This window comes from Priestia flexa (assembly GCF_021441905.1).
Classification (GTDB): domain Bacteria; phylum Bacillota; class Bacilli; order Bacillales; family Bacillaceae_H; genus Priestia; species Priestia flexa.
Genome location: NZ_CP090431.1, coordinates 3,805,158 through 3,826,931 on the forward strand (window position 1 = coordinate 3,805,158; position 21,774 = coordinate 3,826,931).

The 21,774-nt window shown below is 37.3% G+C and carries 18 protein-coding genes and 2 tRNA genes; 18 read left to right on the forward strand and 2 right to left on the reverse strand.

Features of this window, described 5'->3' with window-relative positions; genetic code table 11:
• The first annotated feature begins 52 nt into the window (after positions 1 to 52).
• The 9 genes from mfd (at position 53) to LZP85_RS19655 (ending at position 9,859) form a co-directional block, all read left to right on the forward strand.
• Positions 53 to 3,583 (forward strand): transcription-repair coupling factor, encoded by a 3,531-nt coding sequence (mfd, locus tag LZP85_RS19615; protein WP_119542754.1) that lies wholly within the window; start codon positions 53 to 55, stop codon positions 3,581 to 3,583.
• A 196-nt stretch (positions 3,584 to 3,779) separates the two neighbouring features.
• Positions 3,780 to 4,316, forward strand: coding sequence for a stage V sporulation protein T (gene spoVT, locus LZP85_RS19620; protein WP_025909831.1), 537 nt, complete (start codon positions 3,780 to 3,782; stop codon positions 4,314 to 4,316).
• 220 nt (positions 4,317 to 4,536) lie between these two features.
• On the forward strand, positions 4,537 to 6,132 hold the full coding sequence (locus LZP85_RS19625; protein WP_076513785.1) for a putative polysaccharide biosynthesis protein: 1,596 nt from the start codon (positions 4,537 to 4,539) through the stop codon (positions 6,130 to 6,132).
• Between the two features lie 27 nt (positions 6,133 to 6,159).
• The gene (gene yabN, locus LZP85_RS19630) at positions 6,160 to 7,614 is read left to right on the forward strand and encodes a bifunctional methyltransferase/pyrophosphohydrolase YabN (protein WP_025909833.1); all 1,455 of its coding nucleotides are present in this window, start codon (positions 6,160 to 6,162) and stop codon (positions 7,612 to 7,614) included.
• Between the two features lie 20 nt (positions 7,615 to 7,634).
• A complete protein-coding gene (locus LZP85_RS19635; RefSeq protein ID WP_025909834.1) occupies positions 7,635 to 7,898 on the forward strand; it encodes an RNA-binding S4 domain-containing protein in 264 nt (87 codons plus the stop codon).
• A gap of 99 nt (positions 7,899 to 7,997) precedes the next feature.
• A complete protein-coding gene (gene yabP / locus LZP85_RS19640; RefSeq protein WP_025909835.1) occupies positions 7,998 to 8,303 on the forward strand; it encodes a sporulation protein YabP in 306 nt (101 codons plus the stop codon).
• Entirely contained in the window at positions 8,300 to 8,923 is a 624-nt protein-coding gene (yabQ, locus tag LZP85_RS19645; RefSeq protein ID WP_119542753.1) for a spore cortex biosynthesis protein YabQ, read from the forward strand. Before yabP ends, yabQ begins: the two co-directional genes overlap by 4 nt.
• Positions 8,924 to 8,927: 4 nt before the next feature.
• Entirely contained in the window at positions 8,928 to 9,299 is a 372-nt protein-coding gene (locus LZP85_RS19650) for an FtsB family cell division protein (protein ID WP_025909837.1), read from the forward strand.
• Positions 9,300 to 9,388: 89 nt separating this feature from the next.
• Positions 9,389 to 9,859 (forward strand): S1 domain-containing RNA-binding protein, encoded by a 471-nt coding sequence (locus LZP85_RS19655; RefSeq protein WP_119542752.1) that lies wholly within the window; start codon positions 9,389 to 9,391, stop codon positions 9,857 to 9,859.
• A gap of 106 nt (positions 9,860 to 9,965) precedes the next feature.
• On the opposite strand, the gene LZP85_RS19660 is transcribed toward LZP85_RS19655, so the two are convergent.
• Both LZP85_RS19660 and LZP85_RS19665 read right to left on the reverse strand, forming a co-directional pair.
• Positions 9,966 to 10,037, reverse strand: a tRNA-Glu gene (locus LZP85_RS19660).
• Between the two features lie 11 nt (positions 10,038 to 10,048).
• Positions 10,049 to 10,122: transfer RNA gene (locus LZP85_RS19665), tRNA-Met, on the reverse strand.
• A 326-nt stretch (positions 10,123 to 10,448) separates the two neighbouring features.
• Between LZP85_RS19665 and spoIIE the strand changes: the two genes are divergently transcribed.
• The 9 genes from spoIIE to cysK all read left to right on the forward strand — a co-directional run bounded on the left by spoIIE (position 10,449) and on the right by cysK (position 21,677).
• Entirely contained in the window at positions 10,449 to 12,926 is a 2,478-nt protein-coding gene (gene spoIIE, locus LZP85_RS19670; protein ID WP_119542751.1) for a stage II sporulation protein E, read from the forward strand.
• Positions 12,927 to 12,996: 70 nt separating this feature from the next.
• On the forward strand, positions 12,997 to 13,740 hold the full coding sequence (locus LZP85_RS19675; protein WP_025909840.1) for a vWA domain-containing protein: 744 nt from the start codon (positions 12,997 to 12,999) through the stop codon (positions 13,738 to 13,740).
• Positions 13,709 to 14,671 (forward strand): serine/threonine protein kinase, encoded by a 963-nt coding sequence (locus tag LZP85_RS19680; protein WP_035320698.1) that lies wholly within the window; start codon positions 13,709 to 13,711, stop codon positions 14,669 to 14,671. The genes LZP85_RS19675 and LZP85_RS19680 overlap by 32 nt, the downstream gene beginning before the upstream one ends.
• 84 nt (positions 14,672 to 14,755) lie before the next feature.
• On the forward strand, positions 14,756 to 16,135 hold the full coding sequence (gene tilS / locus LZP85_RS19685) for a tRNA lysidine(34) synthetase TilS (RefSeq protein WP_234561899.1): 1,380 nt from the start codon (positions 14,756 to 14,758) through the stop codon (positions 16,133 to 16,135).
• Positions 16,136 to 16,162: 27 nt separating this feature from the next.
• Positions 16,163 to 16,702, forward strand: a complete 540-nt coding sequence (gene hpt / locus LZP85_RS19690; RefSeq protein ID WP_025909843.1) for a hypoxanthine phosphoribosyltransferase — start codon at positions 16,163 to 16,165, stop codon at positions 16,700 to 16,702.
• Positions 16,703 to 16,795: 93 nt separating this feature from the next.
• The gene (gene ftsH / locus LZP85_RS19695; RefSeq protein WP_025909844.1) at positions 16,796 to 18,709 is read left to right on the forward strand and encodes an ATP-dependent zinc metalloprotease FtsH; all 1,914 of its coding nucleotides are present in this window, start codon (positions 16,796 to 16,798) and stop codon (positions 18,707 to 18,709) included.
• 157 nt (positions 18,710 to 18,866) lie between these two features.
• On the forward strand, positions 18,867 to 19,634 hold the full coding sequence (locus LZP85_RS19700; protein ID WP_025909845.1) for a type III pantothenate kinase: 768 nt from the start codon (positions 18,867 to 18,869) through the stop codon (positions 19,632 to 19,634).
• 17 nt (positions 19,635 to 19,651) lie between these two features.
• On the forward strand, positions 19,652 to 20,530 hold the full coding sequence (hslO, locus tag LZP85_RS19705) for an Hsp33 family molecular chaperone HslO (RefSeq protein ID WP_119542750.1): 879 nt from the start codon (positions 19,652 to 19,654) through the stop codon (positions 20,528 to 20,530).
• Positions 20,531 to 20,732: 202 nt separating this feature from the next.
• On the forward strand, positions 20,733 to 21,677 hold the full coding sequence (gene cysK / locus LZP85_RS19710; protein ID WP_025909847.1) for a cysteine synthase A: 945 nt from the start codon (positions 20,733 to 20,735) through the stop codon (positions 21,675 to 21,677).
• Positions 21,678 to 21,774 lie beyond the last annotated feature (97 nt).

Consider the following 21,774-nt stretch of genomic DNA (forward strand, 5'->3'; position numbering starts at 1 on the left):
ACCAAAGCGTTTTTCTATTTACTTACATAGCAACATGGGAGGAGGGAATTCCTTGAGAGGGATTATACAACGTTTCGTTGAAAATGGTGAAATAAATACAATTGTTAATAGCTTAAAAGAAGGTCTAAAAGAACAATTAATAACGGGAATTTCTGGTTCAGCACGTTCAGTTTTAATGGGGCTACTGAATGAAAATGAAGGTTATCCGTTGTTAGTGGTTACTCATAACTTATTTCAGGCTCAAAAGGTGTATGAAGATTTAGTACATCTTTTACCGAACAAAGATGTGTTTCTCTATCCAGTTAATGATCTTGTAGCAACAGAAGTAGGAATTGCTAGCCCAGAGTTAAAAGCACAAAGGATTGAAGCATTAAACCATTGGAGCCATAAACAATCTGGTATTGTTGTAACCACTGTATCAGGAGTAAGAAAAATTCTTCCACCTAAAGCTAGGTGGGAACAAACTCAGTTAATATTTCAAAATGGTCATGATATTGATGTTGACCACTATTTGCAAAAGTTAATTCAGTTGGGATATGAACGAGTGTCAATGGTTTCAGCTCCAGGAGATTTTAGCGTACGTGGGGGAATTATTGATGTTTACCCACTGACAGAGGAACTTCCTGTTCGAATTGAGCTTTTTGATACAGAAATTGATTCTATTCGTACTTTTACGCTTGAAGATCAACGTTCTCAAAAGCAGTTAGATAAAATTAGTATTGGACCTGCTACAGAGTTTATTTTCTCAAAGGATGAGTTAAAAGATGGAACAGTGGAACTTGAAAAGCGTTTAAGTGATAGCTTAGCCAAAGTAAAAGATAAAGCAATCAAGGAAAAGCTGATTGAAAACATTCAAGGGGAAATTGAACAGCTAAAACAAGGACAAACATTAGACAATATGTTTAAGTATTTGTCTCTGTTCTATAAACAGCCCGCTAGTTTGCTAGATTATCTTCCAGAAGGTGGAGTTGTTTTTTTTGATGAGACAACTCGTATCCAAGAGACGTCTGAACAACTTGATAGTGAAGAAGGCGAATGGGTAACGGAGCTACTGGGACAAGGTCAGGTTGTACGAGATGTACAGCTTTCGCATCCGCTTGCAGGATTAATTCAATCAACGCCACATCAGCTAATTTACACATCGTTATTTCTAAAACATGTTTCATATACAAATCCACAAAATATCGTGACTATTTCATATAAGCAAATGCAGCAGTTCTATGGGCAGATGAATTTATTAAAAGGCGAAATTGAACGATGGAAAAAAGCAAACTACACAATTGTTATGCTTGGAGCAGATCGTGAGAGAGTTACCAAACTAGAGGGTGTATTAGCTGATTATGATATTGAAGCAGCTATTTTAGACGGCGATGGCCAGTTAATGCCAGGGATTGTTCAAGTCATTGAAGGGGATCTTCAGGCTGGGTTTGAACTTCCAATGCAAAAGCTAGCGGTATTAACAGAAGAGGAACTATTTAAAAAGCGTGTAAAAAAGACAAAGAGACGCCAAAAACTATCTAATGCAGAGCGTATTAAGAGCTACTCTGAATTAAATGTTGGCGACTATGTCGTGCACGTGAATCACGGAATTGGTCGCTATTTAGGTATGGAAACTCTTGAGATAAATGGAAATCATAAAGACTATATCCATATTAAATATGAAGGCTCTGATAAATTATATGTTCCTGTTGAACAAATCGACCAAGTGCAAAAATACGTTGGCTCCGAAGGCAAAGAGCCAAAAGTATACAAACTAGGCGGTAATGATTGGAAGAAAGTGAAGCGTAAAGTAGAATCTTCTGTCCAAGATATTGCTGACGATTTAATTAAACTGTATGCAGAGCGTGAAGCCAGCAAAGGATACGCTTTTTCTCCAGATGGAGACCTACAGCGTGAATTTGAACTTTCATTCCCGTACCAAGAAACTGAAGATCAACTGCGCTCTATCCAAGAAATCAAAAAGGATATGGAAAAAGAGCGTCCAATGGATCGCTTACTATGCGGTGACGTTGGGTATGGGAAGACGGAAGTCGCTATTCGTTCTGCTTTTAAAGCGGTCACAGATGGTAAGCAAGTCGCAATACTCGTGCCAACAACGATTTTAGCTCAACAGCACTTTGAAACGATTCGAGAAAGGTTTCAAGACTATCCGATTAATATTGGGCTCTTAAGTCGCTTTAGAACTCGAAAGCAACAGCAAGAAACAATTAAAGGTTTAAAGGACGGTACGGTTGACGTCGTAATTGGAACCCATCGTTTATTATCAAAAGATGTGATATATAAAGACTTAGGACTACTAATTATTGATGAAGAGCAACGTTTTGGTGTAACTCATAAAGAGAAAATTAAGCAAATGAAAGCAAATGTAGACGTGCTAACGCTGACTGCTACGCCAATTCCACGTACACTGCACATGTCAATGCTAGGTGTAAGGGATTTATCAGTCATCGAAACGCCGCCTGAAAATCGTTTTCCGGTTCAAACGTATGTAGTAGAGTACAATCCTGTATTGGTACGTGAAGCAATTGAGCGTGAACTAGCGCGAGATGGCCAGGTATACTTTTTATATAATAGGGTTGAAGATATTGAGAGGAAAGCTGAAGAGATTTCGATGTTAGTACCCGATGCTCGCGTAACGTATGCTCATGGTAAGATGAATGAAACGGAATTAGAAGCTGTTATTTTAAGCTTCTTAGAAGGCGAATATGATGTGTTAGTTAGTACGACAATTATTGAAACAGGTGTTGACATTCCAAATGTTAATACGCTTATTGTTAATTATGCAGATAAAATGGGATTATCGCAGCTGTATCAGCTCAGAGGGCGTGTAGGTCGTTCTAACCGCGTTGCGTATGCATATTTCACATACCACAAAGATAAAGTATTGACAGAAGTCGCTGAGAAAAGGCTACAAGCAATTAAAGAGTTTACCGAGCTTGGTTCAGGGTTTAAGATTGCGATGCGCGACTTATCTATTCGTGGGGCTGGAAACCTTCTAGGTGCACAACAACATGGATTTATTGACTCAGTTGGTTTTGATTTATATTCTCAAATGCTTAAAGACGCCATTGAAGAACGACGCGGCACAGATGAGCAGAAAAAGAAAATACAGGTTGAAATTAATCTAGACCTAGACGCATATATACCGGATCAATACATTACAGACGGGCGTTTAAAAATTGAAATGTACAAGCGTTTCCGTGCTATTGAAACATTTGATGATATTCAAGACTTACAAGATGAGATGATTGATCGTTTTGGTGAATATCCAGTTGAAGTGATGCATTTATTTACGGTAGCTGAAACAAAAGTATATGCCAATACGAACCTAGTGGAATCCATTACTCAATCAAAGCAAGACGTTACGATTTTATTATCTGAAGAAGCTAGCTCTACTGTAGACGGTCAAAAATTATTTATGTTAGGTAATGAGTTTGGCAGAATGGTCAGCCTAGGTATGGAAGGTAAAAAAGTGAAGGTTGTTATTAATACAAAAGAACTTGCACAAAAAGAATGGCTGAAAATTGTTCACCATTTAACGCGTGATTTAGCAAAAGTTAAGAAGGAACAAGTTCCAAATTAAAAAACAAAACCATTTGTCGCTGACAAATGGTTTTGTTTTTTGAGAAAAAGGGAACTTTTTAACAAAAAAGAGATGGTTGGTGAATAGAAGTTGCATAGTAACGAATACTAACCTCAACACCGGTGAATGATTAATGAATTATTTCACTCATTCACCTACTATTTTTAATCATCAGATGAAAGAGAGGCTTTAATCAATGAAAGCAACAGGTATTGTTCGTCGTATTGATGATTTAGGGCGTGTCGTAATTCCAAAAGAAATTCGAAGAACGCTCCGTATTCGTGAAGGCGATCCATTAGAGATTTTTGTTGATCGTGATGGAGAAGTCATTTTGAAAAAGTATTCACCAATCAGCGAGTTAAGTGATTTTGCTAAAGAATATGGTGAGGCTCTTTACGATAGCCTAGGTCATCCCGTATTAATTTGTGATCGCGATACATTTATTGCTATTGCAGGTATTTCAAAAAAAGAGTATTTAAATAAAAACATTAGTTCTCTAGTTGAATCTACAATGGAAAGTAGAAGCTCAACTTTAGTGAAAGAAGGCAAAAGCTTAGAGTTTGTTGATGGGCATGAAGAAGAAATTTCATCTTATACAATTGGTCCAATTATTGCGAATGGAGACCCGATTGGAGCGGTAATTCTCTTCTCAAAAGAGAAATCCCTTGGTGAAGTAGAGCATAAAGCGGCTGAAACTGCTGCAGGTTTCTTATCTCGTCAAATGGAGCAATAAGCGACAGATCTAATCAATGTTATTTTAATTTATCTATGAAAAGACAGCAGAACTGCTGTCTTTTTTCTATGTGGTTTTTTCTGTAAAACACATAAAGAGCACGCAATGAGAACGTGCTATAATATAAAAGTCTTACAATACCAGGTTAACTGCATATGCCTTTAGAGGTTGATATTGCAAGGTCATCATAAAGAATTGGTATAATACGAAAGGTGTCATGATGCAGAAGAAATCAAATGTTTTAATGTTACTAAATGGCGCTGTTATCTTAACCTTAGCTGGTCTTTTTACAAAGATATTAAGCGCTAGTTACCGAATTCCATATCATCATATTGCAGGTGATGTTGGGTTTTATATTTATCAACAAGTATATCCTTTATACGGAATTATCTTACAAATTAGCACGTATGGATTTCCCGTCATTATTTCAAAACTGGTCTCAGAACATGTGGCGAATAATGAAAAAAAACAAGCTATCCAGGTTATTCAAGTCAGTTTTGTGTTTTTGAGCATGTTAAGCCTCATGCTGTTCGGTATTCAGTATGGGTTTGCAGAGAATATTGCGACCTTAATGGGAGATAAAGAGTTAACGCTATTAATTCAAATTATTTCATTTTCATTTTTATTTGTTCCATTTGTCGCGAGCATTCGAGGATACTATCAGGGGTTAAATGAAATGCTCCCAACAGCTGTGTCTCAAGTATCAGAACAAACGCTTCGCGTAGCAACAATTTTACTGTTATCTTTTCTGCTCGTTAAAAATAACTACAGTCCTTATATAGTAGGCGCAGGCGCAATCTTTGGTTCAGTTGTAGGTATTACTTTTTCATTAATGGTACTCATTTTCTTTTTATTTCGAAGTCGTGTAGTTACTACATGGAGTTTCTCGAAACAAACGCTTACAGGGGCAGTTCCTATTTTAAAAAAGGTAGCCATTCAAGGCATAATCATCTGTATTAGTGGGATGGGGTTGCTATTAATTCAACTGATTGATTCCTTTACCTTATATCCTTCGCTCCTGACAAGCGGAATTGACGCTGAAAAAGCTAAGGGAATGAAAGGTATTTATGACCGAGGCGTGCCTTTAATTCAGCTTGGAACGGTTGTTGGAACAGCATTCTCACTTTCACTTGTTCCGGTTATATCTTCAGCTATCGCTCAAAATGATTGGGCATTTGTAAAAAGTAAGGTTAACGTTTCAATCAAGCTTTCGTTGGTTGTTGGTGTCGGTGCATCTTGTGGACTAGCGGGCTTAATGGAACCAATTAACCACATGTTATACGGGAACATTGAAGGTTCGCAAGTGCTTAAAATGTTAAGTATGCTCGTTATTTTTACAACGATATCTGCCACTATAGCCGCTGTACTGCAAGGGATTGGTCGAATGAAAGCACCTGCATACGCCATTTGTATCGGTGTGGTTATCAAAATCCTGCTTAATTTGTGGCTTGTTCCTATTATGTACACAGAAGGGGCCGCGATTTCGTCTGCTATTAGCTTCTTAGTTATTACTGTTATGAACAGCATATTTTTGTATAAAGTACTTGGCCCAAAAAACAAGCTCATTCGTCATGCGGTAAAAATTATAGCAGTCGGTCTCTTAATGGTAATGGTATTAAGAGGGTATTTGTGGACAATGAATGGTATACTAGATGCACATTCAGTCAGTAGAGGATTAAATGTGGGTATTGCACTATCAGGTGTTATGTTTGGTGGCCTTTTTTATTTAGCTTTAATTATCAAAAGCAGCATTTTTACCAAAAACGAATTAAGAGACGTTCCCCTAGGAAAGTGGCTCATAAAATACATCTTATAGTTTAACTAGAACATGAAGGAGGATTCCATGACTAATAAAATAACCATTGTTGGTTTAGGTGCAGGAGATCTTGACCAGCTTCCAGTAGGAATTTATCGTTTATTAAAACAAAATCAGAGCGTGTTTTTAAGAACGAAAGAGCACCCAGCTGTGAGAGCATTAGAAGAAGAAGGTTTTTCTTATCAATCTTTTGATGGTGTCTATGAATCATTTGATTCATTCGATGATGTATACGAAAGTATTACAAAGCAACTGTTAGAACAAGCTAAGAATGGCAATGTTCTTTACGCTGTTCCAGGTCATCCTCTAGTTGCTGAAAGAACAGTTCAGCTGTTACTGCAAAACGAAGAAGGTATTGAAATTGATGTGAAAGGTGGGCAAAGCTTTCTAGATCCTATTTTTACGTCATTGAAAATTGACCCAATTGAAGGCTTTCAGCTTTTAGATGGCACTGCACTACATCGTGATGAGCTAAGGTTGCAACAGCATATTTTAATAGGGCAGGTGTATGACCAGTTTGTAGCTTCTGATGTAAAGCTTACACTAATGGAGCAGCTGCCAGATGAATATGAAGTATACATTGTAACAGCGGCAGGTAGCTCAGATGAGCATATTAAAAAAGTCAAACTGTATGAGCTTGATCATGGAATGGAGCTCAATAATCTAACAACGGTTTATGTTCCACCTGTAAAAGACTCTGCATTGTTATATCACCAATTTGAAGAATTTCGCCGTATTATTGCGATACTGAGAGGGCCAAATGGGTGCCCATGGGATAAAAAGCAAACGCATGAATCGTTAAAGCGTTATTTAATTGAAGAAGCTTATGAGCTACTAGATGCTATCGATCAACAAGATGACGACCATATTGTTGAAGAGCTAGGAGATGTTCTGCTACAAGTAATGCTACATGCTCAAATTGGTGAAGATGAAGGAATGTTTACCATTGAGGACGTCATTTCTACCGTAGCAGAAAAAATGGTTAGGCGTCATCCACACGTGTTTAGCAACGTAAAAGCCGATAATGAGGAAGAGGTTCTTCAAAACTGGGATGAAATTAAAAAGCAAGAAAAAGGGGAAGAACCTTCTTCATTATTAGATGATGTACCGTCTACCATGCCTAGCTTGATGAGAGCATATAAATATCAAAAGGCAGCTGCCAAAGTCGGGTTTGATTGGGAAACGATTGAGCCGATGTGGGATAAAGTAAAAGAAGAGCTTCAGGAATTTGAAGAAGAAGTGCAGGCGGAGAATCTGGAAGAGATGAGCAATGAGTTTGGCGATCTTTTATTTGCGTTAGTAAACGTATCTCGCTACTACAAAATTGATCCGGAAACCGCATTAGCTAAAACGAATGAGAAATTTGGTGCGCGTTTTCGCTATATTGAAGAGCAGGTAAAGAAATCTGGTCAATCATTTGCAAACTTTACATTAGAAGAGCTAGACCAATTTTGGAATGAAGCAAAAAAAATAGGTTTGTAATAAAGAAAGGTGAGGGAACTATGAGATTAGATAAGTTTTTAAAGGTATCTCGTCTAATTAAACGTCGTACGTTAGCAAAAGAGATTTCAGACAAAGGAAGAATTTCCATTAACGGAATTGTTGCAAAGGCAAGCTCAAACGTAAAAGTAGGTGATGAGTTAGCTATTCAATTTGGGACAAAGATTGTGACAGTAAAGATAGAAGCTCTTCAAGAAAATGCTAAGAAAGAAGAAGCTGCTAACTTATACTCTTTAGTAAGAGAAGAAAAAGTATCAAACTCATAAAACAGTTAGGACATCTGTGAGCTTGTTCTAAACTTCATTCTCACTTCATATGTTTAAACCAAACGTAATGAAGAGCTTAATAATGAGGTGGGGATGAAGATGAGTCAATTTTACGAAATGGGCAGTGCAAATAAAGATCAAACTCCAAATCATGATTTAGTAATGAAGGGGAGACGCCTCTTAGATATTACCGGAGTCAAGCAAGTAGAGAGTTTTGACAATGAGGAATTTTTGCTTGAAACTGTGATGGGGTTTTTATCTGTACGTGGTCAAAACCTTCAAATGAAAAATTTAGATGTTGAAAAAGGAATTGTATCGATAAAAGGAAAAATCTTTGATATAGTTTACTTAGATGAGAACCAGTCGGAGAAAGCTAAAGGATTCTTTAGTAAGTTGTTTCGATGAGCCTTAATATACAATTCTATACTATGCTTGCGATGATTTCGATGGGTGGATGTGTTGGAGCATCATTGGATACATATCGCTACTTTGTAAATCGGGCTCAAACAGTAAGGTGGTTCGTCTTTATTAGCGACTTACTGTTTTGGGTAGTTCAAGCACTACTCATCTTTTATGTGTTGTTTTTAGTTAATGAAGGTGAGCTAAGATTTTATGCATTTCTTGCTTTATTATGCGGATTTGCAGCTTATCAGAGCTTAATTCAATCCATTTATTTAAAAGTTTTAAAATTTATTGTTTCAAGTGTGTTAGCCGTTTATCGAGCTTTACTAACGATTCTTACTATTATATTGGTCAAGCCTGCTCGAATGCTGTTAAGGTGTATAAATGCCTTGGGCTTATTATGTTATCGCTTTGGATACGGCCTTGTTTCATTTATACTAAAGGTAATTTTTGTACCAATAAGATGGGTATTCTTAATTTTTTGGAGAATCATGCCTAAATCTGTAAGACGATTTCTACAGAGGTGTTTTACGTATTTAGAAGGAATTTTTCAACGTGTAAAGAATACCATAATGAGAGCTGTATCATGGTTAAACACTTTTAAAAATAAGGAGGACGACTAGGTTAATGAGTGCTGAACGCAAGAAAAATGTAACAAAGTTAAATACAGAATATAGTCAACAGCAACAAAATCTTAAAAAACAAACAGATCGAAAGCGCATTGGCTTAATTAGACGTCTAACTTTCTTTGGTGTTTTGGCTCTACTTATTGGTATAGGTATTGTTACAACGTTGATTACTCAAGCATCAGCTATCGAAAATAAAAAAGCTGAAAAAGAAAAGTTAGAACAACAGTTAACAAAGCTTGAAAGCAAGGAAAAGCAACTTGAATCTGAAATTGTTAAATTAAATGATGATGAGTATATTAAAAAAATTGCGAGAAGAGATTACTTCTTATCAGAAGACGGTGAGATTATCTTTAACATCAAAAAAGACTAAATCCACGGTGCGTTGACAGCATATTTTCGCTTTTTGTATAATAGAGTAAATTGATTTCTTTTATCATTTTAAGGAGGAGCATTTTTTTTATGTCAATTGAAGTAGGCAGCAAGTTACAGGGAAAGGTAACAGGTATTACAAACTTTGGAGCTTTTGTGGAGCTTCCAGGGGGAACAACAGGCTTAGTTCATATTAGTGAAGTGGCTGATAACTATGTAAAAGACATTAACGACCATTTAAAAGTCGGCGATGAAGTTGAAGTAAAAGTTATTAACGTAGAGAAAGATGGCAAGATTGGTCTTTCAATTAAGAAAGCTGTAGAGCGTGCAGAACGCCCAGAACGTCCAGAGCGACCAGCGCGTGCACCACGTTCTGACAGACCTCGTGACTCACATCGCCCACAGCGTAATAATAATCGCGGTGGTGGTAATGACTTCCGTTCAAAAGAAACGTTTGAGCAAAAAATGAATCGTTTCTTAAAAGATAGTGAAGAACGTTTATCTTCCCTAAAACGCCATACAGAATCAAAACGTGGCGGACGCGGCGCGAAACGCGGCTAACTTGCTGCTTATCACGATATAGATAGCGAGTTCTAAAAAGCACCTTCAGTGAAGGTGCTTTTTTTGCATATAAAAAAACATGTACAATGATGTACATGTTTTTGGATGACCCGTACGGGATTCGAACCCGTGTTACCGCCGTGAAAGGGCGGTGTCTTAACCACTTGACCAACGGGCCTTTATAATAAGTAGCGGCGGAGGGGATCGAACCCCCGACCTCACGGGTATGAACCGTACGCTCTAGCCAGCTGAGCTACACCGCCATAAATTCTTTATAAAAGACATGTATAATAATATAAAAATCCTCATTGGTTGTCAATAACATTTTTTAAAATAATAGCAAACCAAAAAATATAAATAATAAACCTCATAAATTTAAATAAATTAGTGCAAGAAAATACTAGTTTAGAGCATAACTTCTAAAATTTTTTAAGTTACAATGTAATATTATACATATTTTTGTATAGTTTTCGGTCTCTAACTAGAAAGTCGTCGAACGATTCTTGTACGAGAGAGAGTCGATTTGACAAAATATTAATCCCTTTCTCGCTATAATAGCTTATAAGTATAATTAGCGGGTGGTGGAAAAATGCAAAAAACTGAGCGGAATTTTGCCGGTCCAGCAACTGAAGCTGTTTTTAATCGTACTAGGTTAGAAATGTCACGCATTTTTACGAAAACGAGTCTGAAAACAGAAAAGGTATTGTTCCAATGGGGATTAATTTTATTAGCAGTAGGATTTTTATTAGGACGAGCTTTAATTTTAATGGAAATTATGCCGTTTGCATTACCATTTTTTGCGGCTGTACTTGCTATTAAGAAAGATAAGGCAGCTCTTGCAGGCCTGGCCATCTTGGCTGGAGCATTTAGTCTATCCTTACAAAACGGTGGGGTTGTCTTCTGTTCCCTATTCGTATTTTTACTTCTTCATCGCTTTAGTGGTTTTATAACCATAGATCCTCTTAAAAAGTTACCGTTTACTGTGTTTATTTCTATGTTTCTAACGAAATTAGGAATTTTCTACTTGTTTTCACAAGGAGTCACAATGTATGACTTTTCATTTATAGCTGTAGAAGCGGGCTTGAGCTTTATCCTAACAATGATTTTTCTACAGAGTGTACCTCTTATTTCATATCGAAAGCGAAAGCAATCTCTTAAAACAGAAGAAGTTATTTCTCTTATTATTCTTTTAGCATCGGTCATGACAGGAACCATTGGTTGGGTCATGTACGGTTTATCGGCAGAACACGTACTATCACGTTATTTAGTATTAATCTTTGCTTTTGTATCAGGTCCGACAATTGGAGCTACTGTTGGTGTAGTCACGGGATTAATCTTAAGCTTTGCTAACGTAACGAGTTTATATGAAATGAGCTTACTAGCTTTTTCAGGTTTGTTAGGAGGATTACTAAAAGACGGCAAAAAAATGGGTGCATCTCTAGGATTGATTGTGGGATCTCTTTTAATTGGGCTCTATTCACAAGCTGAACAGGCACTTTCAACCAATTTATATGAGTCGCTTATCGCTGTCACTTTATTTCTATTAACACCAACATTTCTTTTGAAAAACTTAAGTAAGCTCGTTCCAGGTACATCTGAAAATATGATGGAGCAACAGCAGTATATTCGAAAAGTAAGAGATGTGACGGCAAATCGAGTAGAACAATTCTCCAACGTATTTCAGGCTTTATCTGATAGTTTTACTCAAAATGGATTTTATGAAGAAAAGCGAAATGAAGAAAAAGAAATAGATTATTTTCTAAGTAGTGTAACGGAGAGAACGTGTCAATTCTGTTTCAAGAAAGAGCAGTGTTGGGCTCAACAGTTTGATACAACCTATGAATATATGAAAGAAATTATGCTAGAAATTGATAATAATTCGTTAGAACAAAATCCCAAGCTAGTCAGAGAGATGGACAAGCATTGTGTGAAGTCCAAAAAAGTAATCGATGTTATTGAGCATGAGCTGACTTATTTTAAAGCCAATCAGCAGTTGAAATCTCAGATTCATGAAAGTCGTCGGATTGTAGCTGAGCAGTTGCATGGAGTTTCGCAAGTCATGAATAATTTCGCTCAAGAAATAAAAAGAGAAAGAGAAAACTTAAATGTTCAAGAAGAACAGATTGTCGAAGCATTGAGAAGCTTTGGCATGGAAATTAACCAAATTGAAATTTATAGTTTAGAACCTGGTAATGTAGATGTAGAAATGTGGGTTCCTTACTGTCACGGCAGAGGTGAGTGTGAAAAAATTATTGCCCCAATGCTTACGGATATACTTGGTGAAAGTATCGTGGTAAAAAATGAAGAGTGTGCAAAATATCCACAAGGTTATTGTCACGTTTCCTTTGGTTCCACCAAAGCGTATGTAGTAGATACAGGGGTTGCTCACGCTGCAAAAGGAGGAGGATTTGTGTCAGGGGATAGCTATTCAATGATTGAATTAAATGCTGGCAAATATGCATTAGCGATCAGTGATGGTATGGGGAACGGTGAAAGAGCTCACTATGAGAGTAGTGAAACACTACAATTACTGAAACAAATCCTACAAACCGGGATTGAAGAGACAATTGCAATAAAATCTATTAATTCTATTCTGTCGTTGCGAACGAGTGATGAAATCTTTTCGACGCTTGACTTGGCAATGATTGATTTACAAGATGCAAACGTAAACTTCTTGAAAATTGGCTCGACACCCAGCTTTATTAAGCGTGGTGATAAAGTAATCAAGGTACAAGCAAGTAATTTACCAATGGGGATTATTGAAGAGTTTGAAGTAGACGTTGTGAGTGAACAAATGAAAGCACAGGACTTGCTCATTATGATGAGTGATGGGGTGTTTGAAGGCCCAAGACATGTTGAGAATTATGAGATGTGGATGAAGCGTAAAATTGGAGAGCTACAAACCGATGATCCACAAGAAATTGCAGATTTAATTATGGAAGAAGTCATTCGAACAAGGTCCGGTTTAATTGAAGATGATATGACCGTGGTGGTTGCTAAACTGAAGCATAATACGCCAAAATGGTCTTCCATTCCAACATATGCGTATCGTAAAAAAGCACAGTAGATTATAGAGTATAAATTATCCCTTCCTCGTCTATCATGTTAATACTGATAATGAGGAGGGGATTTTATTTATGAAAAAAGGAACGTTAAAGCAAATGTTAGTCATTACAGATGGAGGTTCTAATACAGGAGAAGATCCAATTGCAATGGCAGCACTAGCAAAGGAACAAGGCATCAGTGTGAATGTTATAGGCGTTATGGAAGAAGACGTGATTGATGAACAAAGTCAAAACGAAATTGAAGGTATTGCTATGTCAGGTGGAGGAGTTAGCCAAATCGTTTATGTAAAGCAACTTTCTCAAACCGTTCAAATGGTTACAAGACAAGCGATGACTCAAACGTTACAAGGCGTAGTAAATAAAGAACTTCAACAAATATTAGGTGCATCAGCTTCAAAAATGGAAGATTTACCTCCGGAAAAACGTGGAGAAATTATGGAAGTTGTTGACGAGTTAGGTGAAACAGTTGATTTAGAGATTCTCATTTTAGTTGATATGAGTGGAAGCATGAAGTCGAAGCTTCCAACTGTTAAGGAAGCATTATTAGATTTATCCCTCAGCCTCAACGCTAGAATTGGGTACAACCAATTTTCAGTATTTTTATTTCCAGGGAAAAAGAAAGATGTTGAAAAGCTTATGGACTGGAATCCAAAGCTAGAATCGTTATCTACTATATTTCCGAAGTTAACAGCTGGTGGTATTACACCTACTGGTCCAGCAATTAAAGCGGCAACAAACCACTTTGTTCAGAAGAAACGTTCCTTAAGGGGGATGTTAAGAAGTGATGAACACTACAATGAAGAATCTGGTATGTAATTTATCAGCCGGTACAACATTAACAGGGAAGTGGCATCATAATCAGTACACCATTATGAAACAACTAGGCACAGGTGCAACTGGAGTTGTGTATTTGGTTCAATCACCAAATGGAGAAACTGCAGCGCTAAAGTTAAGCTTTGACAACAACTCAGTAACGGCTGAAGTAAATGTATTACGTAACTTCTCAAAGGTCCATGGCAAGTCTCTTGGGCCTTTCTTATTCGATGTAGATGACTGGGTTTATCGTAATCAAGCACTCTCTTTTTATGTAATGGAATATGTAAAAGGAACATCGTTAAAAGCTTTCGTTGCGAAAAGAGGAAAGGAATGGGTAAATGTACTGGTCATGCAGCTATTGGGGGATTTACATGAATTACACAAAGCGGGTTGGGTTTTTGGAGACTTGAAGCCAGAGAACTTGGTTGTTACCAATCACCCTGTCAAGATTCGTTTAATCGATGTAGGTGGAACAACAATGCAAGGGAGAGCTATCAAAGAGTTTACAGACTACTATGACCGAGCATATTGGGGGTTTGGCTCTCGAAAAGCAGAACCAGCATATGATTTGTTTGCTGTAGCTATGATTATAATCGAGCTATTAATCGGCGAGCGTTTAAACAAAGCTGATAAACCTAATGAACAGCTAAAAAGATTATTAAAAACGCATAATGCTCTGTCAGCACATCGTTCGATTTTGTATAAATCGATTCATGGCAACTATCTTACAGCTCATGAGATGAAGCAAGATTTGATTGAAGGGATCAAGAGTGGTGAATCTGTTAAATCTTCAGGAAATCAAAAGGTTCGTCAGCATAGTCCAAAGCGTGTTAAAGTAAAGAAGAAGCGTACACATTTCCTAGAAACCGTTTTATTAGGAGCATCCGTCATGTTTATGTACTTGTTATATCTTTTCATTCAAGTATTATAAATGTGAAACTTTTTAATGGAATATCCGTAAAATGAGAAAGGGATAGTGGTAACTAGTCTTAATCACGTAAGGATGAACAGAATAATGGAAAGGGAAACAACAGAATTTATTGATAAACATAACCTTTTACCAATTAATGCAACAGTCTTAGTGGGTGTTTCTGGAGGTCCAGATTCCTTAGCGTTGCTTCATTTTCTACATAGGGAGCAAGTGCACAGAAGTTTAAATTTAGTGGCGTTACACGTTGATCATATGTTTCGAGGAGCAGAGTCTAAAAATGACTTAGAATATGTGCAAGCTTATTGTAGAGATGCAGGTATTGCATTTGAAGGCGTTAATATCGATGTAACAACTTATCAGAAAAAGCACAAAGTATCTGCTCAGGTAGCAGCTAGAGAATGTCGGTATGCGTTCTTTGAAGAGATGATGAATAAGTACCGTGCAGAAGTACTAGCTTTAGCTCATCATGGAGATGATCAAGTAGAAACAATACTCATGAGGTTGGCACGTGGTAGTACGATGAGAGGGTATGGAGGGATGGAGGCAAAGCGTCCTTATGCCACAGGGTCTCTCGTTCGCCCTTTTTTATCCGTTACAAAAGAACAAATTTTGTTATATTGCAGGAGATTTAACTTAAATCCTAGAATAGACCCTACTAACGAGAAGGATACGTATACTCGTAATCGCATTAGACAATATATATTACCTTTTTTAAAGGATGAGTATCACGATATACATGAAAAATTTCAAGCTTTTAGTGAAAACTTATATGAAGATCAAGCCTATTTAGAGGAATTAACAACTCGAGAGATGAATAAGGTAATTAAACAGCAAAGACAAGGATATCTTTTAATGAGTCGAGGGTCTTTCCTTAATATAAGCAAACCTTTACAAAGGCGTGGGATTCAACTAATATTAAACTATCTCTATAAAAAAATCCCTTCAGATCTTTCCTCAGTTCATATTAATAATTTATTGAGGTTTTTAGAAGCTGATAAACCTTCTGGTGTGCTTCACTTTCCAAACAAGCTGACCATTTCTCGTTCGTATGACGATTGTGTGTTCACTTTTGAGTTAACGCAGTCTATTCCAGCATATGAATATGATATCCCTATTCCAGGGGTCATTCAGCTGCCGAATGGTCATTCCCTTACTGCTAGAATACATAATGGAAAATATGATAAGAAAGAAACTGACATCTTTTTAGTAGATGAAAGTAAGGTTAGGTTTCCAATTCGAGTTCGGACGCGAAGGCCAGGAGATAAAATTCAATTAAAAGGCATGAAGGGGCATAAAAAGGTAAAGGATATCTTTATTGATGAAAAAGTGCCTTTAGAGAAAAGAGATGCGTGGCCGGTTGTAGAAGATAGTAATGGTACAATTTTATGGCTGCCAAAATTAAAAAAATCTGCTTATGAATTACACACTCATAAGTTAAGATATGTTATTTTATACTATAAGTAGGGAAAACTTCTAGGAGGCAAGCAAGGAATGAAGCATGATATTAAAGAAATTCTAATTTCAGAGGAACAAATACAGGCAAAGGTAAAGGATTTAGGACAACTACTCACTGAAGAGTATGAAGGTCGTTTTCCTTTAGTAATTGGTGTATTAAAAGGTGCAATGCCTTTTATGTCTGACCTAATTAAACGCATCGATACATATTTAGAAATGGATTTTATGGATGTATCAAGCTATGGTAAAGAAATGGTTTCTTCTGGTGAAGTGAAAATCTTAAAGGATTTAGATACTTCTGTAGAAGGTCGAGACATCTTAATTTTAGAAGATATTATTGATAGCGGATTAACTCTAAGCTATCTAGTAGAGTTATTTAAGTATCGCAAAGCAAAATCAATTAGAATCGTAACACTATTAGACAAACCAACGGGTCGTAAAGCGGATATTAAAGCAGATTACGTTGGATTTGAGGTTCCAGATGCTTTCGTAGTAGGGTATGGGTTAGATTATCAGGAAAAATATCGTAACCTACCTTACATTGGCGTTTTAAAACCAGAAGTGTATAGTAATTAATCAGCATATTTGCAAATGCAATTTGTTGGATAGGATATAGGTTCTATGGTACTATTGAATACAGTATTTGTTTATCGTGGGAGGAGGTAAGAAATGAATCGGATCTTCCGTAATACCATCTTTTATTTACTTATATTTTTAGTCATTATTGGCGTGGTCAGTTTCTTCAGTGGTTCCAACCAGAAGACTGAAGCAATGCGATATGACACATTTGTAGGACACTTGGAAAGTGGAGATATTGAATCATTAACATTGAAGCCTGAACGTGGGGTTTATGTCGTACAAGGGAAATTAGAATCTTATAATGAAGATCAGAAATTCCAAACTTACATTGTAGATGGTGATCAAGCGTTAGAGCGTATTAATGCCGCTGCAAATAGTAAGGACATTCAGGTGAAGGTTGACCCAGCAGATGAAACAAGTGGTTGGGTAACATTCTTTACATCAATTATACCTTTTGTCATTATCTTCATCCTCTTCTTCTTCTTACTAAACCAAGCTCAAGGTGGCGGTAGCCGTGTAATGAACTTTGGTAAAAGTAAAGCGAAACTTTACAGTGAAGAAAAGAAGAAAGTTAAGTTCAAAGATGTTGCAGGTGCAGACGAAGAGAAACAAGAACTTGTTGAGGTTGTAGAGTTCTTGAAAGACCCTCGTAAATTTGCCGACTTAGGCGCTCGAATTCCAAAAGGTGTACTTCTTGTAGGTCCTCCAGGAACGGGTAAAACATTATTAGCGAGAGCTGTAGCTGGTGAAGCAGGCGTGCCTTTCTTCTCAATCAGTGGTTCAGACTTTGTTGAAATGTTTGTTGGTGTCGGTGCATCACGTGTGCGTGACTTGTTTGAAAATGCAAAGAAAAACGCGCCTTGTATTATCTTTATCGATGAAATTGATGCTGTAGGTCGTCAACGTGGTGCTGGTCTAGGTGGAGGTCACGATGAGCGTGAACAAACTCTAAACCAATTGCTTGTTGAAATGGATGGCTTTGGTGCTAATGAAGGAATCATTATCATTGCAGCAACAAACCGCCCTGATATTTTAGATCCAGCTTTATTACGTCCAGGACGTTTTGACCGTCAGATTACTGTAGATCGTCCAGATGTAAATGGTCGTGAAGCAGTGTTGAAAGTACATGCTCGCAACAAACCTTTAGATGAAAATGTAAATCTAAATGCCATTGCGATGCGTACACCAGGCTTCTCAGGAGCCGACTTAGAAAACTTATTAAACGAAGCTGCCTTAGTAGCTGCGCGACAAGATAAGAAAAAGATTGATATGAGCGATATTGATGAAGCAACGGACCGTGTAATTGCGGGACCAGCTAAAAAGAGTCGGGTTATTTCTAAAAAAGAACGCAATATTGTCGCGTACCATGAAGCTGGTCACACAATTATTGGTGTTGTATTAGATGAAGCGGACATGGTACATAAAGTAACGATTGTTCCACGTGGGCAAGCAGGTGGTTATGCTGTAATGCTTCCGAAAGAAGATCGCTATTTCATGACAAAACCAGAGCTTTTAGATAAGATTGTTGGTTTATTAGGTGGACGTGTTGCTGAGGAATTAATCTTTGGCGAAGTAAGTACGGGTGCACATAATGACTTCCAACGTGCAACAAGTATCGCAAGGCGTATGGTTACTGAATACGGTATGAGCGATAAGTTAGGTCCAATGCAGTTTGGTCAATCGCAAGGTGGCCAAGTGTTCTTAGGACGTGACATCCAAAATGAACAAAACTACAGTGACGCAATTGCTCATCAAATTGACTTAGAAATTCAACGCTTTATTAAAGATAGCTACGAGCGTGCAAGACAAATTCTAACTGAAAATCGTGATAAGTTAGAACTTATTGCTCAAACGTTATTAAAAGTTGAAACGTTAGATGCTGAGCAAATCAAGCATTTAGTTGATCATGGGACGCTTCCAGATCGTTCTCCAAAAAGCAGCGATGAAGATGTAAAAGTAAACATTCAATCGAAGCCAGATCAAGAGGAAGAGCCTAAAGAATAAAAAGTAAGATGCTCCTAGGAGCATCTTACTTTTTTTGTTTTTTATACGAACATTAGTAAGAAAAAGGAAAAGCTTCTTTTACTGTACACCCCTTTTTCTTAGTTATGGTATGATGGTTTCAGTGTAAATATTGATTAAAGGCGAAGTGGTGATTAACATGATTTTTGTATTAGACGTTGGAAATACGAATACTGTATTAGGAGTATATGATGGTGATGAACTAAAATATCATTGGCGCATTGAAACGAGTCGTAATAAAACAGAAGATGAATACGGAATGACAATTAAGGCACTCCTTGAGCACGTTGGTTTATCTTTTAAAGATATTCATGGTATTATTATCTCCTCTGTAGTGCCACCAATTATGTTTGCATTGGAACGTATGTGCCAAAAATATTTTCATTTAAAGCCGCTTATAGTAGGTCCTGGTATTAAAACAGGTTTAAATATTAAATATGAAAATCCAAGAGAAGTTGGGGCAGACCGAATCGTAAATGCAGTAGCAGGTATTAAGCTTTATGGCAGCCCATTAATTATTGTGGATTTTGGAACAGCAACAACTTACTGTTACATTGATGAAGACAAACAGTATATGGGAGGAGCTATCGCACCTGGTATTAATATTTCCACTGAAGCGCTATATTCTAGGGCATCTAAACTTCCGAGGATTGAAATTGCTAGGCCGAATAGCATTGTAGGTAAAAATACAGTTTCTGCGATGCAAGCGGGAATTTTATATGGATATGTTGGACAAGTTGAAGGTATTGTTACACGAATGAAAGAGCAATCAAACGTAAATCCTAAAGTAATTGCAACAGGTGGTTTAGCAACATTAATCGCAAAAGAGTCAGACATTATTGACATTGTAGATCCGTTTTTAACACTAAAAGGTCTACAGATTATTTATACGAAAAATATGGAATAAGAGGAGTTAGTATTATTATGAGTGACTACTTAGTCAAGGCTTTAGCATATAATAATCAAGTTCGTGCCTACGCTGTGAAAACAACGGAGGCAGTAGGTGAAGCGCAGCGTCGCCATTATACATGGCCAACAGCTTCAGCTGCATTAGGACGTACGATGAGTGCCGGTGTAATGATGGGTGCGATGTTAAAGGGAGAGCAGAAGTTAACAATAAAAGTCGAAGGTGGCGGACCGATTGGCGCAATCCTTGTGGATAGCAATGCCAAAGGGGAAGTTCGTGGTTATGTTACAAATCCACAAACACATTTTGAATTAAACAAACACGGTAAATTAGATGTCGCTCGTGCAGTAGGTACGGGAGGCACGCTTAGTGTCGTAAAAGACGTTGGAATGAGAGATCAATTTAATGGTCAGGTACCGATTGTATCAGGTGAATTAGGAGAAGATTTCACGTATTATTTTGTAACATCTGAACAAGTTCCTTCATCAGTTGGCGTTGGTGTGTTAGTAAACCCTGATAACACCATCTTGGCTGCAGGAGGCTTCATTATTCAGCTGTTACCAGGAACAGATGAAGCGACAATCTCAGCAATTGAACAGCGCTTGCAAACCATTGAACCTATCTCTAAGCTTATTCAACGTGGATTAACACCAGAAGAAATTCTTGAAGAAGTTCTAGGAAAAGATAACCTTAAAATTCTTGAAACCATGCCTGTTCAATTTAAATGTCAATGTTCTAAAGAGCGCATTGGTAATGCAATTATTAGCTTAGGAAAAGATGAAATTCAATCAATGATTGATGAAGATGGCAAAGCTGAAGCGCAATGTCACTTCTGTAATGAAATGTATCACTTTCCTGCAGAAGAGCTAAAAGAAATGAAAGAAGAAGCTATATAAATAAGTCTCTGAAAAGACATCGCATGCAGCCGGTGTCTTTTTCTTTTGAAGTTTGGTCTGAAAATGGTACAGTAAGGATATAATGGTCTAGAAAAATAGAAAAAAAAGTCATTGTCACAAAACAAAATGATTGACAATTTAGAAAATAACTGATAAATTGTATACAAATTCAATAAAATTACTCGGGATTAGGAGTGGAGATATGGCACGCGTAGCAAATTCAATTACGGAATTAATTGGTCAAACACCAATTGTTAAATTAAATCGTTTAGTTGAAGAAGATATGGCAGATGTATACTTAAAGTTGGAGTTTATGAACCCAGGAAGCAGCGTGAAAGATCGCATTGCATTGGCAATGATTGAAGATGCGGAAGCCAAAGGCGTTTTAAAGCCTGGCGACACAATCATTGAACCTACAAGTGGTAATACAGGTATCGGTCTAGCTATGGTTGCAGCAGCAAAGGGATATCGCGCAATCTTAACAATGCCTGAAACAATGAGTATTGAACGTCGTAACCTACTTCGTGCATACGGCGCAGAGTTAGTCTTAACACCAGGACCTGAAGGAATGAAAGGAGCTGTTAATAAAGCTTCTGAATTAGCAAAAGAACATGGTTACTTCATTCCTCAACAGTTCCAAAATGAGGCAAACCCTGAAGTGCATCGTAAAACAACAGGTAAAGAAATTGTTGAACAATTCGGTGACCAACTGGATGCTTTTGTAGCTGGGATTGGAACAGGTGGAACAATTACGGGTGCTGGAGAAGTATTGAAAGAAGCTTACCCAGAGATTAAGCTTTATGCTGTAGAACCAGCAGACTCACCAATTTTAAGTGGTGGTCAGCCAGGACCTCATAAAATTCAAGGAATTGGTGCTAACTTCATACCAGGTGTGTTAAATACAGACCTATATGACCATGTTATTCCTGTGAAAAATGAAGAAGCATTTGACTATGCTCGAAAAGTAGCTAAAACTGAAGGTGTATTAGTCGGAATTTCTTCAGGTGCAGCAATTTTTGCAGCATTAAAGGTAGCAAAAGAATTAGGAAAAGGTAAAAAAGTGTTAGCCATTATTCCAAGTAACGGTGAGCGCTATTTAAGTACACCATTATTCCAATTCGAAGAGCAAACACAAGGTCAGTCTTGATAAGCTACGATAAATAGTTTTTATTTAGCTACCCCCTTAAGTCATAGTAACTTTGTGGCTTAAAGGGGTAGTTTTTTTCATCTAGTGAATAACTTTC

What these genes read in the sequence shown, in the direction of transcription:
- spoVT (WP_025909831.1), top strand. Translation starts at nt 3,780, where the DNA reads ATGAAAGCAACAGGTATTGTTCGTCGTATTGATGATTTAGGGCGTGTC.
- LZP85_RS19625 (WP_076513785.1), top strand. Translation starts at nt 4,537, where the DNA reads ATGCAGAAGAAATCAAATGTTTTAATGTTACTAAATGGCGCTGTTATC.
- yabN (WP_025909833.1), top strand. Translation starts at nt 6,160, where the DNA reads ATGACTAATAAAATAACCATTGTTGGTTTAGGTGCAGGAGATCTTGAC.
- LZP85_RS19635 (WP_025909834.1), top strand. Translation starts at nt 7,635, where the DNA reads ATGAGATTAGATAAGTTTTTAAAGGTATCTCGTCTAATTAAACGTCGT.
- yabP (WP_025909835.1), top strand. Translation starts at nt 7,998, where the DNA reads ATGAGTCAATTTTACGAAATGGGCAGTGCAAATAAAGATCAAACTCCA.
- yabQ (WP_119542753.1), top strand. Translation starts at nt 8,300, where the DNA reads ATGAGCCTTAATATACAATTCTATACTATGCTTGCGATGATTTCGATG.
- LZP85_RS19650 (WP_025909837.1), top strand. Translation starts at nt 8,928, where the DNA reads ATGAGTGCTGAACGCAAGAAAAATGTAACAAAGTTAAATACAGAATAT.
- LZP85_RS19655 (WP_119542752.1), top strand. Translation starts at nt 9,389, where the DNA reads ATGTCAATTGAAGTAGGCAGCAAGTTACAGGGAAAGGTAACAGGTATT.
- spoIIE (WP_119542751.1), top strand. Translation starts at nt 10,449, where the DNA reads ATGCAAAAAACTGAGCGGAATTTTGCCGGTCCAGCAACTGAAGCTGTT.
- LZP85_RS19675 (WP_025909840.1), top strand. Translation starts at nt 12,997, where the DNA reads ATGAAAAAAGGAACGTTAAAGCAAATGTTAGTCATTACAGATGGAGGT.
- LZP85_RS19680 (WP_035320698.1), top strand. Translation starts at nt 13,709, where the DNA reads ATGAACACTACAATGAAGAATCTGGTATGTAATTTATCAGCCGGTACA.
- tilS (WP_234561899.1), top strand. Translation starts at nt 14,756, where the DNA reads ATGGAAAGGGAAACAACAGAATTTATTGATAAACATAACCTTTTACCA.
- hpt (WP_025909843.1), top strand. Translation starts at nt 16,163, where the DNA reads ATGAAGCATGATATTAAAGAAATTCTAATTTCAGAGGAACAAATACAG.
- ftsH (WP_025909844.1), top strand. Translation starts at nt 16,796, where the DNA reads ATGAATCGGATCTTCCGTAATACCATCTTTTATTTACTTATATTTTTA.
- LZP85_RS19700 (WP_025909845.1), top strand. Translation starts at nt 18,867, where the DNA reads ATGATTTTTGTATTAGACGTTGGAAATACGAATACTGTATTAGGAGTA.
- hslO (WP_119542750.1), top strand. Translation starts at nt 19,652, where the DNA reads ATGAGTGACTACTTAGTCAAGGCTTTAGCATATAATAATCAAGTTCGT.
- cysK (WP_025909847.1), top strand. Translation starts at nt 20,733, where the DNA reads ATGGCACGCGTAGCAAATTCAATTACGGAATTAATTGGTCAAACACCA.